The organism is Blautia sp. An81 (genome assembly GCF_002161285.1).
GTDB classification, from domain to species: domain Bacteria; phylum Bacillota; class Clostridia; order Lachnospirales; family Lachnospiraceae; genus Blautia; species Blautia ornithocaccae.
Map to the genome: position 1 here is coordinate 93,891 of NZ_NFHH01000004.1, position 15,924 is coordinate 109,814.

Here is a 15,924-nt window from a genome sequence, read left to right on the forward strand (position 1 = left end):
GGAAAGCCATGTATAATTTTTTAAATACAGGATACCCTGAGTTGGAATAACAGAAGCAGCAGTTTAGAATCCAGATATAAGAATCAATAGCTGGCTGCTTGCAGCGAGTTATTGATTTCTGTCGGAAAATGTAGTATGATACTGTAGTAATTGATAAGATTTATCAAGTCTTGAAAGCAGGAGGAATTAAGAAATGGTAAAAGCAGTAGTAGGGGCCAACTGGGGTGACGAAGGAAAAGGTAAGATTACCGATATGCTTGCGCAGGAGTCGGACATCATTGTCAGATTTCAGGGTGGCGCCAACGCAGGTCATACGATTGTAAATAATTACGGGAAATTCGCACTTCATACCCTTCCTTCCGGTGTGTTTTACGACCATACTACCAGCGTGATCGGAAACGGTGTGGCGTTGAATATCCCGGTACTGTTTAAGGAGATTCAGTCAATTGTGGAGAAGGGCGTTCCTATGCCAAAGATCAAGGTGTCTGACAGGGCACAGATGGTGATGTCCTATCATATTAAATTTGATGAATATGAGGAAGAACGTCTGGGAAAACATTCTTTTGGCTCCACAAAATCAGGAATCGCACCTTTCTATTCAGATAAATACGCAAAGATCGGCTTCCAGGTCAGCGAACTTTTTGAAGATGAGGCAGAGCTTCGGGAGAAAGTAGAAAATGTCTGCGAGAAGAAAAATGTTACACTGGAGCACTTATATCACAAACCTGCTCTGAATCCGGACGACATTATGGAAGAACTGCGTCAGTACAGAGAGATGATTGAGCCTTACGTATGTGATGTTTCTCTGTATCTGTGGAACGCCCTGAAAGAGGGTAAGGAAATCCTTTTAGAGGGACAGTTAGGTTCTCTGAAAGATCCGGACCACGGTATCTATCCAATGGTAACCTCTTCTTCTACTCTGGCAGCTTACGGCGCCGTGGGAGCAGGAGTTCCCCCCTATGAGATAAAAAAAGTAATCACTGTATGCAAGGCATATTCCAGTGCTGTAGGAGCAGGAGCTTTCGTATCTGAGATTTTCGGAGAAGAGGCAGATGAGCTGAGACGCAGAGGCGGCGACGGCGGAGAATACGGTGCAACTACCGGACGCCCAAGAAGAATGGGATGGTTTGACTGTGTGGCTTCTAAATATGGCTGCCGTATCCAGGGAACCACAGACGTGGCCTTTACGGTACTGGACGTACTGGGATACTTGGACGAGATCCCTGTATGTGTGGGATATGAAATTGACGGGGAAGTGACTACAGAATTCCCTACAACACATCTTCTGGAAAAGGCAAAACCGGTACTGGAAGTCCTGCCGGGATGGAAATGCGATATCAGAGGCATTAAGAAATATGAAGATCTTCCGGAGAACTGCCGGAAATATATTGAGTTCGTAGAGGAGAAGCTGGGATTCCCCATCACCATGATCTCCAACGGACCAAGCAGAGAGGATATTATCTATAGAAAATAACAGCATATGCCGAGAAGAGGCAATGCAGTTTAGCTGGATAGTCATAAAACAGTAAAATTTAAAAAGAAAATTTTATAAGACTTTAGGAGAGGAGCTGCCGTATTAGTCATATGTCAGGAATATGTATAACTATTCTCGACTTTGATTAATGTGACAGCTCCTTTTATCCTCGATGGACAATGACTTAAATCTTTATATATCTTTGATTTCTGCTGTTCGGCTTATCAGGAATTGTCATCCTGATGAGATTTAATTCAATAGCAGGATGCAGATAATTTCTGCGGAAGCCCTCTCTGGATTTTAGCCCCAACTTTTCCATAAGAGCTTTACTTTTATAAGGAATATCATATTCCATGACTTCAAGCAGCTTTTTAACCTCTTCTGAAAGATGTTCGTTTTCTTCACTGATCTGCACGGAAATTTCATCCAGAATCGCATCAATTTGAGACAACATAAACTCGATAAAAATTGTAGATTCTCCAGCAACATGACACTTAGCAATGGCTTCGTAGTATTCGTCCTGGAACTTCTCAACCTGGCTTTCAATGGGAATATATTCAAATATTGGTTTCCATTTGGAAAGAATAGCCGTGTGCCACAACCTTGCCATTCTGCCATTACCATCTGAAAATGGATGGATAAATACAAACTCATAGTGAAATACGCTGCTCAAAATCAATGGGTGAACATCCTTTCGTGCAGCGTTCATCCAGAAGAACAATTTCTCCATAAGCTGTGGAACAAACTGTGCCGGAGGAGCCATGAAGATGCATTGATCGCCGTTGAAAACACCTTCTTCGCCCGAACGAAAATCACCGGACTCCTCTACAAGGTACTTAGTCATAATCCCGTGGAACTGTTTCAAATGCCGAATATTATAGGGATCAATTTGTGAAAGCCGTTCATACGCAGCATAGGCATTCTTTACTTCTTGGATTTCTTTTTGCTCACCCAGTACAGCCCTTCCGTTGATTACATCTCTGACCTGTCCCAAAGTCAGAGAACTGGCCTCGATCTTCAAAGAGGAATGAATCGATTTGATTTTATTATTCTTTCTCAAATGCGGTTTTGCTTCCAGATTGTTAGTAGCTGTTATGCGCCCTATTTTTTCAGAAATAGATGATACATATGACAGTATTTCATTTGTTATTGTAAAAGGCGGCTTATATTCTCCCATAAAAACACCTCCACAGTCTTACGTATTATCTTGCGTACTATCTTTCTTTATTATACAAGTATCTTAAGAAGATTTCAATGTTCATATCGAATTATATATTTTTCTTTTCCGTTACCATTAGAGAAAAATAATTGATCGGAAATTTATATCCCCCTGCCGGGCTTGTAGGACTGTTAATTTTTTGATAAACTAACCCTCAGTATAGGAGGAGTGTCTGAACCTTTATACACAAAAGAGGGGACAGTCCCTTGCCAAAAACTTGTATTACTTTAGGATAGAACAGAGATAAGGACGGAGAAATGAGCGAAAACGGAATTTTTCAGTTAGGAACTTTCAGTGTAAGACCAGGAGAAAAAGCCAGTGGATTCCTGTCTGTGGCAGATGGAGAATTTCAGCTTCCTGTTACTATTTTAAACGGAGAAGAGCCGGGAAAGACGGTACTGATCACTGCGGGGATCCATGCAGAAGAATATGTAGGGATCCAGGCGGCTGTAGAACTGGCCGACAGGCTGAAAACAGAAAAAATTGCAGGAACAGTAGTGATCGTAAAGGTTATCAACCGGGAAGCTTTTGAAAACAGAAGCGGCAGTTTCGGATATGAGGACGGGAAGAATCTCAACCGGGTATTCCCTGGAAACAGGGAGGGAACCCAGATGGAGCGGCTGGCCTGGGGAATCGAAAAGGAACTTTTTCCTATAGCAGATTATTATATTGACCTTCACAGCGGAGACAGCTATGAACAGCTTGCCCCCTATGTGTATTATGCAGGACAGGCTTCAGAAGAGACGGTAAAAATCTCCAGGGAGATGGCCCAGCAGGTGGACGTACCCTACATGGTCTGCTCTACAGTGGCCAAGGGAGGCTGTTATAACTATGCGGCTTACGCCTACGGGATCCCCAGTATTCTCATTGAAAGAGGAGGCATGGGAGCCTGGACCAGAGAGGAATCCCATTCTACACGGAGGGACGTGCGGAATATCCTCTGCCATCTGGGGGTTTATCTGGGACAGAAAGACTATAGGATCTATTATCCTCTGGAAGTAAGGGACATTATTTACCAGTCTGCTTCCCAGAACGGCCTGTGGTATCCAAACAAAATGCCGGGAGATATGATCCGGGCAGGCGAGGTCCTGGGAATGGTCAAGGATTATCAGGGCCATATTCTGGAAGTGGCTTATGGAGAAAACGATGGGGTGATCCTCTACCAGACAGGAAGTCTTCAGGTAGAAGAATCCGGCCCAATGATCGCCTATGGAAAGATTTCCCGGGAGAAGGATAACCGGAAAGAGCGGATCACCAACTATTGGACAAAACGCAGCAGCGGCTTTAAGGAACAGAGGAAGGCGGAGCTCCATGATCCCATTGCCGAAAGATGGCAGGAAGAGATTGAAAAGTATCTTCCCCAGGGGAATCTGCGGATTCTGGACGTAGGCTGCGGCACAGGATTCTTTACGATTCTTTTGTCGAAAATGGGACACGAGGTTACAGGAACAGACCTGACTCCGGATATGATCCGCTATGCCAGAGAACTGGCGGAAGAAGAAAATGCCGGCTGTCAGTTTCTGATCATGGACGGGGAAAGTCTCGACTTTGAGGACGAGACTTTTGACGTTGTGATATCCAGAAACCTTACCTGGACTTTGCCGGATACGGCCAGGGCTTACAAAGACTGGCTGCGGGTGCTGAAAAAAGGCGGGATCCTGCTGAACTTTGATGCTAACTACGGGGCGGTAAATTTTGCAGATACTTCTAAACTTCCCAAAAACCATACCCACAATAAACTGGGACTGGATATGATGGCAGAATGTGAGGAGATTAAGCGCCAGCTTCCTATCAGCAGCCGTGTCCGTCCTGCCTGGGATGTGGAGACCCTGGGAAACCTGGGGGTGGAGCAGTTGTCTGTAGATTTCGGCGTCAGCAGGAAAATCTATACAGTAAAAGATGAATTTTATAATCCGGATGCGCTGTTTGCCCTTTTTGCAGTAAAGGCATAAATGAAAAAACTGAGCATCTTAACGGGGGGATGGGGTTATCTCCCCGTATTTTTTTTGCCTGAAAGAAAAGAGAATAGAGAAAAAAGCCGGGATTTCAGGGATCTGCAGGCAGGACCGGACAGACACAAAAAACTGAAAAACGGAACCCCTGCCCGGGCTTGTGGCGAAAAAAAGCAGATGCTATACTCCTTCCATACTTAAGAAAGCGAGGAGAAAATGTATGAAAAAGAAACTCATTGCTGCTTTATGCACCCTTGCTGTAAGTGTCGGACTTTTGTCAGGCTGCAGTCAGGGGGCTGAATCAGATGCTGGAAGGGAGACATCTGCACAGGAAGAAACAGCCGGAGGTGCAGCAGAGGAGAATACACAGAAGGAAGAAGTAGTGGTTACTATGCCCGCAACTTCAGAACCGGAATCCGGCTTTGACCCGGCTTTTGGCTGGGGGGCCGGAGAACACGTTCACGAACCTCTGATCCAGAGTACGCTGACGGTTACTACCCAGGATCTGCAGATGGATAAGGATCTGGCCACAGATTACAGTGTCAGCGAAGATGGTATGACCTGGACAGTGACCATCCGGGACGATGTAAAATTTACAGACGGGGAGCCCCTTACCGCCCGGGATGCAGCCTTTACTTACAATAACTGTAAAGAAAAAAGTTCAGTAAATGACTTTACCATGCTGGAAGAAGCTGTGGCCGTAGACGATACTACAGTAGAGTTCCATATGACCAGGCCCTATTCCATCTGGCCTTATACCATGGCTATCGTAGGAATCGTTCCGGAACATGCCTATGATGAAAATTATGGACAGAACCCCATAGGTTCTGGCCGTTACATCATGAAGCAGTGGGACAAAGGACAGCAGGTGATTTTTGAGGAAAATCCAGATTATTACGGAGAGGAGCCGAAGATCAAAAAGCTGACAGTTCTCTTTATGGAGGAAGACGCAGCCCTGGCTGCGGCTATGGCCGGAGAGGTAGACGTAGCCCATACGGCGGCTTCTTACAGCGACCAGAGCGTGGAGGGATATGAGCTTTTCAGTGTGCAGACCGTAGATAACAGAGGTTTTAACCTGCCATGCAGTACGCCTCAGGAAAAAGACGGCGTTACCTATGGAAATGAATTTACCTCAGATGTAAATGTAAGAAGAGCCATCAATATCGGCATTGACCGCCAGGAGATGATAGACAATGTATTAAACGGCTATGGAACCGCTGCCTATAGTGTATGCGACAAGATGCCCTGGTATAATCCGGAAAGCGAAGTAGAATATGACCCGGAAGAAGCAAAGAAGATCTTAGAGGACGCCGGCTGGAAGAAAGGTACTGACGGAATCCGCAAGAAGGATGGAGTAAGGGCGGAATTCACTCTGATGTTCAGCAATGGAGATTCTGTACGCCAGGCTTTGGCGGAAGATACGGCCAATCAGCTCCGGGAACTGGGAATTGAAGTGACCACCGAAGGAGCAGGCTGGGATGTGGCTTATGACCGGGCAGAATCAGAGCCTCTTATGTGGGGCTGGGGAGCCCATACGCCTATGGAACTTTATAATATTTACCATACCCTGGGTGATTTCCGGGATCCTGGGCCTTTTTCTGGGTGTAGTGGCAGGTATGAACCGGGGGAAACTGATAGATAAAGCAATCCAGGGATACTGTCTGGTGATTTCCAGTACGCCGGCATTCTGGCTGGCGCTGCTGCTCCTGCTTGTTTTCGGAGTATGGCTTCGTCTGTTTCCCATTGGCCTCAGCGTGCCTATCGGAGTGGAAGCCAGCGGAGTGACCCTGGCAGACCGGATCTATCATGCCATACTCCCGGCGCTGACCTTAAGCATTACAGGTGTCTCCAACATCGCCCTGCACACCCGGGAAAAAATGGCGGATATCATGGAAAGCGATTATGTTTTGTTTGCCAGGATGCGGGGGGAGAAAGGATGGCGCCTGTTTAAATATTACGGGTTCCGGAACGTGCTCCTGCCTGCCATTACCCTCCAGTTTGCCTCCATCAGTGAGATATTCGGAGGCTCTGTGCTTGTGGAACAGGTATTTTCCTATCCGGGTCTGGGACAGGCGGCGGTAGCTGCCGGCCTTGGGAGCGATATGCCTCTGCTGATGGCGATTACCATTGTCAGCGCCCTTTTTGTCTTTGGAGGAAACCTGGCGGCCAATATACTTTACGGACTTATTGATCCCAGGATCCGGAGAGGGGGTAAGGTAAAATGAAGATGTGGAACCGGAGACAGAGAATTCTGATAGGACTGGGCTTTTCTGTTGTTTTTCTGGCAGTAATCTGCATATGGGGAAGCATGAGCACAGAAGAAGCCAGGGTGACAGATTTTTCCAGGAAGAATATAGCCCCCTGCCTGGAATATATTTTCGGCACCGACTGGCTGGGAAGGGATATGCTGGCAAGGACGCTGAAAGGCGTGGTCATAGGCGTGGCCCTTACACACTGGCCTTCCCTGGCCAGACTGATACGGGCGGAAGTGATCCAGCTCAGGGAGAGCCCTTATATCCAGATTTCCCGCAAACTGGGGAAGAGCAGCTGGTATATTGCCAGGAAACATATGCTGCCTCATCTTGTGCCTCAGTTTATCGTAGGCCTGGCACTGATGTTTCCCCATGCGATCCTTCATGAGTCCAGCATTACTTTTCTGGGATTCGGCCTGTCTACGGAGCAGCCGGCCATTGGTATCGTACTTTCAGAGGCCATGCAGTACCTGATCACAGGAAAATGGTGGCTGGCTTTATTTCCCGGGCTTTTGCTGGTATTTACCGTGGTACTATTCTATATCCTGGGAGAGAGCCTGAGGAAAATGCTGGATCCCGGAAGTATCCATCAGTAAAGAAGCCAGGAGGAGAAAAGCATGGAAAAAGAGACAGTCCTGAAAATCGAACATATGAATATTGTTTTTACCCAGTATGACAGAGGAATGCATCAGACAGAACTCCCGGTCATCCGGAACCTGGACGTAGAAGTCCGAAGAGGAGAAGTGGTAGCGGTGGTAGGCTCCAGCGGATCCGGGAAAAGTCTCCTGGCCCATGGGGTAATGGGAGTTCTGCCCTATAACGCCCGTATGGGAGGAGATATCCAGTATCTGGGAGAGAAACTTACCAAAGAAAGGATAGAAAAACTCAGAGGAAAGGAAATCGTTATGGTACCCCAGAGCATTTCTTCCCTGAATCCCCTGATGAAGATCGGACCTCAGATACGGAAAGGGAAAAAAGATCCGGCGTCCCAAGAGAAGCTGAAAGCTATTTTCAGACGTTACGATCTGGAAGAAAAGACAGAGGAGCTTTATCCTTTTGAGCTGTCCGGAGGGATGAACCGGAGAGTGCTGATCTCTACGGCAGTGATGGAAGAACCCAGACTGGTCATCGCTGACGAACCTACTCCGGGTCTGGATAAGAAAACAGCAAAACGTGCCATGGAACATTTCCGAAATCTGGCGGACATGGGCGCTGCCGTTCTGGTGATCACCCATGATCTGGAACTGGCTCTGGAGACCGTGGACCGGATTGCGGTATTTTACGGGGGAACCACTATTGAGGAGGCCAGGGCAGAAGACTTCCAGAGAGAAGAGAACCTTCGGCACCCCTATACGAAAGCCTTATGGAGGGCTATGCCCAGGCATGGATTTCAATATATTGAAGGAAGCCAGCCTTATGTGAAAAACCTTCCCAAAGGGTGTATCTTCAGCCCCAGGTGCAGCCAGTGCCAGGAGGCCTGCAGAGGAGAAATCCCCTACCGGGAAGTAAGAGGCGGAAAGGTGGAAATAAGATGAAACTGGAAGTCAAGAATCTTTCTTATCAATATACAAAGAAAGGGAGAAAAATCCTGAAGGACTTCAGCCTGACTGTAGAAAACACAGAGCGGGTAGGGCTGGCCGCACCAAGCGGATATGGGAAAACCACTTTGTGCAAGCTTCTTTCCGGATACCTGGAGCCGGATCAGGGGGAAATCCTTCTGGACGGAAAGCCTATATCCTCCTATGGAGGCTACTGTCCGGTGCAGATGATCTGGCAGCAGCCGGAGTTTGCCCTGAATCCCAGACTGCGGGTCAAAGAAGCCATCCGGGAGGGAGATCAGATAGAAGAAAGAATCCTTCGGGAACTTGGGATAGAAGAAGACTGGATGAATCGTTTCCCTGCAGAATTGTCCGGGGGAGAGCTGCAGCGGTTCAGTATTGCCAGGGCCCTGGGAAAGAGGACCAGATTTTTGCTGGCGGATGAGATCACGACTATGCTGGACCTGATCACCCAGAGTCAGATATGGCACTTTTTGCTGAAAGAGGCAGAGAAGCGGAAAATCGGACTGATCGTAGTCAGCCACGATTCGGAACTGCTGGACCGGGTATGTACCAGGATCATACCTCTGGAAGAGGAAAAGGGAGAACAAAGTGGGCAGGCCCCCTCTTAAATAAAAAACAACCCCCCATGGGGCTTGTGAGAATTTTTTGAAGGTTTTATACTTTAAAAAGTGAATTTACAAAGCTGATAAGGGTGGTAAAGAATGAAAAAATACGCAATAAGACGATTTATACAATTAATCCCGATTCTCCTGGGCATTACCCTGCTGTCCTTCATTCTGACGAATATAGGTACTACAGACGTGATCGATACCATGGAAAGCAATCAGGGCGTGGTCATGTCAGAAGAAGAAAAAGATCAGCTCCGCCAGGAGATTGGCCTGGACAAGCCTCTGGCTCAGCAGTATGTTATCTGGCTGGGTAATGTACTGAGAGGAGATATGGGAGAATCTTTTGTATCCGGGAAAGATGTATTCGACACATTTATATCAAAACTTCCGGCGACGATCTACCTGACGGTCACGTCCATCTTTCTGACCGTATTAATCTCTATACCTCTGGGAATCCTGTCAGCAGTAAAACAAAATAAATTTCTGGATTATCTGATACGGTTTTTGAGTTTCATCGGGAATTCCCTGCCGAACTTTTTTGTGTCTCTGCTGCTGATCTATTTCTTTTCCCTGAAGTTGAAGCTCCTTCCTGTAATGGGAAATAACAGCGGATGGAAAAGCATTATCCTTCCAACCCTGACTCTTGCCATAGCCATGTCCTCCAAATATACCCGGCAGGTAAGAGCCACGGTTCTGGAAGAATTGAACAAGGACTATGTGCAGGGCGCCAGAGCACGGGGGATCCGTGAGAATAAGATATTGACTTTCAGTGTGCTGAAAGCCTCCATGCTCACTATCGTTACCCTGCTGGCCCTGTCCATCGGATCCCTTCTGGGAGGAACGGCCATTGTAGAATCCATCTTTATGTGGGACGGGGTGGGGAAAATGGCGGTAGACGCCATCACCATGAGGGATTATCCCATCATACAGGCCTACGTGATCTGGATGGCGGTCATTTATGTGGTAGTGAATCTGATCACAGATCTGATCTATCATTATCTTGATCCAAGGATCCGTCTGGGACAGGAGGAAGCATAGTGGAAGAAAAGAAGATTACTGTAAGAAAACAGAAAATAAAAAAAGACTATACAAAGATAAAACTGGCCGTTTACGGCGCATTGACTCTTCTGCTCATTCTGGTGGCAGTCTTTGCGCCTTATATAACGCCCTATGATCCTTATGAACAGGACCTTGGCAATGCCCTTCTGGCTCCATGCAGGGAATATCTGCTGGGGACAGACCGGTACGGAAGAGATATGCTCTCCAGGGTGATCATGGGAGCCAGATCCTCTATTTCTTCAGCGGTGCTTCTGGTGGTGATCATCACAGTTGCAGGAAGCATCGTGGGGATTCTCTGCGGCTACTGCCAGGGAAAGCTGGATTCCTTTCTCATGCGTCTCTCAGATATTTTCCTGGCCTTTCCGGGAATGGTCTTTGCCATTGCCGCAGCCAGTGTCATGAGCGGAGGCATCATGAACGCCGTAGCAGCCCTGGCCTTTATATCCTGGCCAAAATATGCAAGGATTGCCAGAAGTCAGGTGCTGACTATAAAGAATGCGCCCTATATTTCGGCGGCCCGGCTGGCAGGTTCCGGGACAGGGAAGATCATCTTAAAACATATTGTCCCCAATATCGCCGGTCCGGTGATCGTAACGGCGGTTCTGGATATCGGGACCATGATGATGGAAATCGCCGGACTGTCGTTTCTGGGTCTGGGAGCTACGCCGCCTACTGCAGAGTGGGGTTCCATGATGAGCAATGGAAGAAGTATGCTCCAGACGTCTCCATGGGTGATCCTGGCTCCCGGCTGCGCTATTTTTCTTACGGTTATGGTCTTTAACCTTCTGGGAGATACCGTAAGGGATATATTAGATCCCAGACAGAGCAGGAGGAACAGATCATGACACAGCCATTATTAGATATGCAGCATGTAGACATCAGTTACGGAGGAAAGCCGGTAGTCCAGGATCTGTCTCTTCAGATGGCACCAGGAGAGATCCTTGGAATAGTAGGAGAATCCGGCAGCGGAAAAAGCACGGTGCTCAAGGCGGCTATGGGGCTGCTGGAAAACTCCGGAGCCGTGACCAGAGGCGATATTTACTATAAAGGACAGAATGTCACCGACAGCAGAGAAAATGAACTCCGAAAGCTCCGGGGACCTGAAATGGGCATGATTTTTCAGAACACAGGGGCCTCCATGTGCCCGATCCGGACCATTGAGGACCAGCTTTATGAAAGTGTTCTGGAACATGAAAAGATCAGCCGTAAAGAGATTAAAGAAAGGGCCCTGAAATTATTTGAGACTATGCGTCTTACAGACGGAGAAAGAATCCTGAAAAGTTATCCCTTTGAACTGTCAGGAGGAATGAATCAGAGAGTGGGGATCATGATGGCCATGGTGCCAAATCCCCGGCTTCTGTTGGCCGATGAGCCTACCAGTGCCCTGGACGTTACTGTCCAGGCCCAGGTGGTGAAAGAGATGATGAAAATGCGGGAGCTCTATGGGACAGCCATTGCCATTGTTACCCATAACATCGGCGTTGTAGAATATATGGCGGATAAAGTGGCTGTCATGTATCAGGGAAAGCTGGTAGAATACGGCAGGAAAGAAGATGTGATCCGCCATCCCCGGGAACCCTATACCAGGAAGCTTATCGGTGCGGTTCCCCGGCTGGACAGAGGATAAAGCTATGGAAAAAATATTGGAAGTAACAAATCTGAAAAAAACATTTTATAAGAATAAAACGCCCTTTACAGCAGTAAATGAGATCAGCTTTACTCTGAACAGAGGCGAATGTCTGGGGCTTGTAGGAGAAAGCGGATGCGGAAAAAGTACTACAGCAAAGATGATCACCCGGCTTTTGGAGCCGGACAGCGGCAGTATCCGTCTGGACGGAGAGGAAATCCTGGGACAGAAAGGGAAAAAGAAAAAAGAACTGTATACAAAGATGCAGATGATTTTCCAGATTCCCCAGGATTCCTTTGATCCCCGCTGTACTTTGGGAGACGGGATCATGGAGAGCATGCGCAATCACGGCATGAAACGGAAAGACGCCAGAAAAAGGATGTATGAGCTTCTGGAACTGGCAGAACTGGACAAAAGTTTTGTTTCCAGATATCCCCATGAGGTAAGCGGCGGGCAGTGTCAGAGAGCGGCCATAGCCAGAGCTCTGGCTGTAGATCCCAGGATTCTGATCTGTGATGAGGCTACCAGCGCTTTGGACGTTACCATACAGGCCCAGATTATGGATCTGCTCAGCAGACTTCAGAGAGATAGAGGACTGTCTATCCTTCTGATCTGTCATGACCTGGCTCTGGTGCAGAAGCTCTGCCAGAGAGTCCTGGTGATGTATAAAGGCAGTATTATAGAAACGGGTATGACAGATGAGGTGATACGGCATCCCAGGGAAGAATATACAAAGAGCCTTATAGATTCTGTATTTTAAAGTCCAAAGTTTTGCAAAAATCAGCGGAAGGATTATCAGGAAAGGAGAAAAAATGAAACCAAAAAACATATGGAAAAAGGCGTGGGGTGCTGTTCTGGCGCTGACTATGAGCGCCGGACTGCTGGCAGGCTGCGGTTCTTCCGGGGAGGAGGACAGCCAGGATAGATCACAGTCTGAGTCCTCTTCAGGAGAAAAAGTTTTTTATTACGGAGACACCACTTTTAATGCGGAAAATGACGAGTCTGATGTGAACCCTCACAACGGATATTCAGGCTGGGCCTGTATCCGCTATGGCATAGGGGAAACCTTATTCCGCTATTCCGATACCATGGAGCTGGAGCCCTGGCTGGCCACAGAATATGAGAATGTAGATGAAAATACCTGGAGGATTACCCTGAGAGACGGGGTAACCTTCACCAGCGGCAGGGAACTGGATGCCCAGGCCGTGAAGGAATGCCTGGAGCATCTGGTGGAGGTTCATGAGAGAGCTAAAGGGAATCTGAAGATCCAGGAGATCACAGCAGACGGGATGACTCTGACTATCAGGACTACGGAGCCGGTACCGGCCCTGATGAATTATCTGGCCGATCCCTACGGCTGCATTATTGATATGGAAGCCGGCATTACTGATGACGGAAACGTAGTGGGCACCGGTCCATATATTGCCACAGAAGTGGTTACAGATCAGGGACTGACTTTGGTAAAAAATGAAAATTACTGGGATGGGATGCCGAATCTGGACACCATATATGTACAGACCATCAGTGATGGAGATACCCTTACTATGGCTCTTCAGTCAGGAGAGCTGGATGCGGCTTACGGTCTTCCTTACTCCAGTTTGTCCCTGTTCTCAGAAGAGCCCTATACGATTTCTTCTGTAGAAACCTCCAGATCTTTCTTTGCACAGATGAATTATGCCACAGAGGCTCTCCAGGACGAAAGAGTAAGAGAAGCCATTGCCTGCGGCATTGACAAAGAAAGCTTTACAGAGGTACTGATGGAAGGCAACGGTTCCGCCGCTGTAGGCCCTTTCCCGTCAAACTTTACTTTTGGGGACGATGCAGTTACCGCACCGGAATATGATCCGGACAGGGCTAAAGAACTTCTGGCGGAAGCAGGATGGACAGATACGGACGGAGACGGTTATGTGGACAAGGACGGAGAGAACCTGACTATTCGCTGGCTTACTTATCCCAGCCGTCAGGAACTGCCCCTTCTGGCAGAAAGCGTTCAGGCAACTCTGGGAGAGATTGGCATTGACGTTGAAGTAAACAGTACGGCAAATCATCTGGATGTTATTGAAACCGGCGAGTGGGACATCTACGCCAGTGCCTTTGTCTGCGCACCTACAGGAGATCCGGAATACTTCTTTACCACCCACTGCCTGGATTCTTCCACCCACAACAGAGGGGGATATCACAGTGACAGACTGGAAGAGCTGGAAGCCCAGATGAGCACTACTTTTGACGCAGAAGAGAGAGCTTCTCTGGCTGTGGAAATGACTCAGACGATTCTGGACGACAATGCTTTTATCTTTGCTTCCCATCTGCGGATGTCTATTGTTTCAGGAGAAGGGGTCACAGGTCTGGAGGCTCATCCCTGTGACTATTATGAGATAACTGTGGATCTGGATAAAAATTAAAAGGGGCTAATCATATGTACCGTATATTTATCATAGAAGATGATCCGGGGATCGCCCGGGGGATCCAGAAGCAGATGGAGTCCTGGAACCTGGAAGCCCGGTGTGCCTCAGATTTTGAAAAGATCATGGAGGAATTTTCTGACTATCACCCTCATCTGGTCCTGCTGGATATTTCTCTGCCTTTTTACAATGGCTATTACTGGTGCCAGGAGATCCGGAAGATTTCCCGGGTGCCGGTGATCTTTATCTCTTCCGCCTCAGATAACATGAATATTGTTATGGCCATGCAGATGGGCGGGGATGACTTTATTGCCAAGCCTTTTGACCAGATGGTGATGACCGCCAAGATCCAGGCTGTGCTGAGGAGAACTTATGACTACGGAGGAGAGCAGGCTTTTCTGGAACATAAAGGCGCTGTTTTAAATATGGCAGACGCTTCTCTATCCTATGAAGGGGAAAAGATCGATCTGACAAAAAACGAGTACCGGATCCTTCAGACCCTTCTGGAAAACAAGGGAAAGATCATCAGTCGGGAGCGGCTTATGGAGAAACTCTGGGAAAGCGACAGTTTTGTAGATGAAAATACTTTAAGCGTGAATGTAAACCGTCTGCGGAAAAAGCTGGAGAAGGCAGGCCTGACAGATTTTATTACCACCAAAATTGGCATGGGGTATCTGATCGGATAAGGAGAGCGGTATGAAAGTTTTGACTGCATATATAAAACAGCACAAAAGAACTGCGGCCTTTTATTTTATAGCTATGGCAGTGTTTTTTGTCCTTTTGTTTTTCTACAGGCTGCCGCCGGCAGCCTGGGCTTACGGGGCAGTGCTCTGTTTGTTTTTTGGTCTGGTCCTGGCAGTGCCGGATTACCTGAGATTCCGGAAAAAGCACCGGGAACTGAGACAGATGGGAGAGCAGCAGGAGATAACCGGTGCAGAACTCCTGCCGGTACCGGAAGGCCTTCTGGAACAGGATTATCAGGATCTGATCGCCAGACTTTGGGAAAAGGAGAAAGATACCCAGGACAGGCAAAACCGCCGGTACCAGGATATGAGCGATTACTATACCATGTGGGCCCACCAGGTGAAAACCCCTATTGCCGCATTAAAGCTGAGCCTGGAAAATGAAGACAGTACCCTGGCCAGAGAAGTACGGGGAGAGGTAGTCCGGATCGATCAGTATGTGGATATGGCCATGTGCTATCTCCGGCTGGATTCTGAGACAACAGATTACGTTTTTGAAGAGTGTGAGATGGATCAGATCCTCCGCCAGGCAGTGCGGAAGTTTTCCTCTTCTTTTATCCAGAAGAAGATCCGGCTGGAATATGAGCCAATGGACTGGAAGGTAGTTACCGATGAGAAATGGCTTCTTTTTGTTATTGAACAGGTACTTTCAAACAGTTTAAAATATACCAGGTCCCAGGGAAAAGTTTCTATAGAAAGAGAAAAAGAACAGATTCTTTGTATCCGTGATAACGGTATCGGCATTGCCCCGGAGGATATTCCCAGGATCTTTGAAAAGGGCTATACCGGCTATAACGGCAGAAGCGACAAAAAAGCCAGCGGCCTTGGCCTGTATCTCTGCCGCCGGATCTGCAGCAATCTGGGGTACCGGATCTGGGCCTCTTCCTCTGTGGGAGAGGGCACTGCAATTTATATAGATCTTAAGAGGCGTCTTACAAAAATGTAAGACCATAACAGGGAAATGTAAGCTGAATCGATGGCGGCACATTTCCCTTAATTGCTATAATGGCCTTGTAAAAAACAAGG

Annotated in this window: 14 protein-coding genes and 1 pseudogene; 14 read left to right on the forward strand and 1 reads right to left on the reverse strand. The window is 47.7% G+C overall.

Features of this window, described 5'->3' with window-relative positions; genetic code table 11:
- Positions 1 to 193 precede the first annotated feature (193 nt).
- Positions 194 to 1,474 (forward strand): adenylosuccinate synthase, encoded by a 1,281-nt coding sequence (locus B5G33_RS05330; RefSeq protein WP_087270079.1) that lies wholly within the window; start codon positions 194 to 196, stop codon positions 1,472 to 1,474.
- Positions 1,475 to 1,658: 184 nt separating this feature from the next.
- On the opposite strand, the gene B5G33_RS05335 is transcribed toward B5G33_RS05330, so the two are convergent.
- On the reverse strand, positions 1,659 to 2,651 hold the full coding sequence (locus B5G33_RS05335; RefSeq protein ID WP_087270081.1) for a Fic family protein: 993 nt from the start codon (positions 2,649 to 2,651) through the stop codon (positions 1,659 to 1,661).
- A gap of 299 nt (positions 2,652 to 2,950) precedes the next feature.
- On the opposite strand from B5G33_RS05335, the gene B5G33_RS05340 reads away from it, so the two are divergent.
- The 13 genes and pseudogenes from B5G33_RS05340 (at position 2,951) to B5G33_RS05405 (ending at position 15,844) form a co-directional block, all read left to right on the forward strand.
- Complete coding sequence (locus B5G33_RS05340) at positions 2,951 to 4,645, forward strand: M14 family metallopeptidase (RefSeq protein WP_087416948.1); 1,695 nt, start codon at positions 2,951 to 2,953, stop codon at positions 4,643 to 4,645.
- Between the two features lie 220 nt (positions 4,646 to 4,865).
- A complete protein-coding gene (locus B5G33_RS05350; protein WP_242974511.1) occupies positions 4,866 to 6,287 on the forward strand; it encodes an ABC transporter substrate-binding protein in 1,422 nt (473 codons plus the stop codon).
- Positions 6,208 to 6,870, forward strand: a pseudogene (locus B5G33_RS05355) (ABC transporter permease); the annotation flags it as partial. The gene B5G33_RS05350 and the pseudogene B5G33_RS05355, both read left to right, overlap by 80 nt.
- Positions 6,867 to 7,493, forward strand: a complete 627-nt coding sequence (locus B5G33_RS05360) for an ABC transporter permease (protein ID WP_087416950.1) — start codon at positions 6,867 to 6,869, stop codon at positions 7,491 to 7,493. The pseudogene B5G33_RS05355 and the gene B5G33_RS05360, both read left to right, overlap by 4 nt.
- 21 nt (positions 7,494 to 7,514) lie before the next feature.
- Complete coding sequence (locus B5G33_RS05365) at positions 7,515 to 8,432, forward strand: ABC transporter ATP-binding protein (protein WP_087416951.1); 918 nt, start codon at positions 7,515 to 7,517, stop codon at positions 8,430 to 8,432.
- On the forward strand, positions 8,429 to 9,067 hold the full coding sequence (locus tag B5G33_RS05370; RefSeq protein WP_087416952.1) for an ABC transporter ATP-binding protein: 639 nt from the start codon (positions 8,429 to 8,431) through the stop codon (positions 9,065 to 9,067). Before B5G33_RS05365 ends, B5G33_RS05370 begins: the two co-directional genes overlap by 4 nt.
- Before the next feature lie 93 nt (positions 9,068 to 9,160).
- Positions 9,161 to 10,105: a nickel ABC transporter permease gene (gene nikB, locus B5G33_RS05375; protein ID WP_087416953.1), complete on the forward strand. Its 945-nt coding sequence runs from the start codon at positions 9,161 to 9,163 to the stop codon at positions 10,103 to 10,105.
- On the forward strand, positions 10,105 to 10,971 hold the full coding sequence (gene nikC / locus B5G33_RS05380; protein WP_242974513.1) for a nickel transporter permease: 867 nt from the start codon (positions 10,105 to 10,107) through the stop codon (positions 10,969 to 10,971). The genes nikB and nikC overlap by 1 nt, the downstream gene beginning before the upstream one ends.
- The gene (locus tag B5G33_RS05385; RefSeq protein ID WP_087416954.1) at positions 10,968 to 11,753 is read left to right on the forward strand and encodes an ABC transporter ATP-binding protein; all 786 of its coding nucleotides are present in this window, start codon (positions 10,968 to 10,970) and stop codon (positions 11,751 to 11,753) included. Before nikC ends, B5G33_RS05385 begins: the two co-directional genes overlap by 4 nt.
- A 4-nt stretch (positions 11,754 to 11,757) precedes the next feature.
- On the forward strand, positions 11,758 to 12,513 hold the full coding sequence (locus B5G33_RS05390; protein ID WP_087270184.1) for an ABC transporter ATP-binding protein: 756 nt from the start codon (positions 11,758 to 11,760) through the stop codon (positions 12,511 to 12,513).
- 52 nt (positions 12,514 to 12,565) lie between these two features.
- Positions 12,566 to 14,155, forward strand: coding sequence for an ABC transporter substrate-binding protein (locus B5G33_RS05395; protein ID WP_087270108.1), 1,590 nt, complete (start codon positions 12,566 to 12,568; stop codon positions 14,153 to 14,155).
- Positions 14,156 to 14,169: 14 nt separating this feature from the next.
- Entirely contained in the window at positions 14,170 to 14,841 is a 672-nt protein-coding gene (locus tag B5G33_RS05400) for a response regulator transcription factor (RefSeq protein WP_087416955.1), read from the forward strand.
- A 10-nt stretch (positions 14,842 to 14,851) separates the two neighbouring features.
- Positions 14,852 to 15,844, forward strand: a complete 993-nt coding sequence (locus B5G33_RS05405) for a sensor histidine kinase (RefSeq protein WP_087270114.1) — start codon at positions 14,852 to 14,854, stop codon at positions 15,842 to 15,844.
- Positions 15,845 to 15,924: the final 80 nt, after the last annotated feature.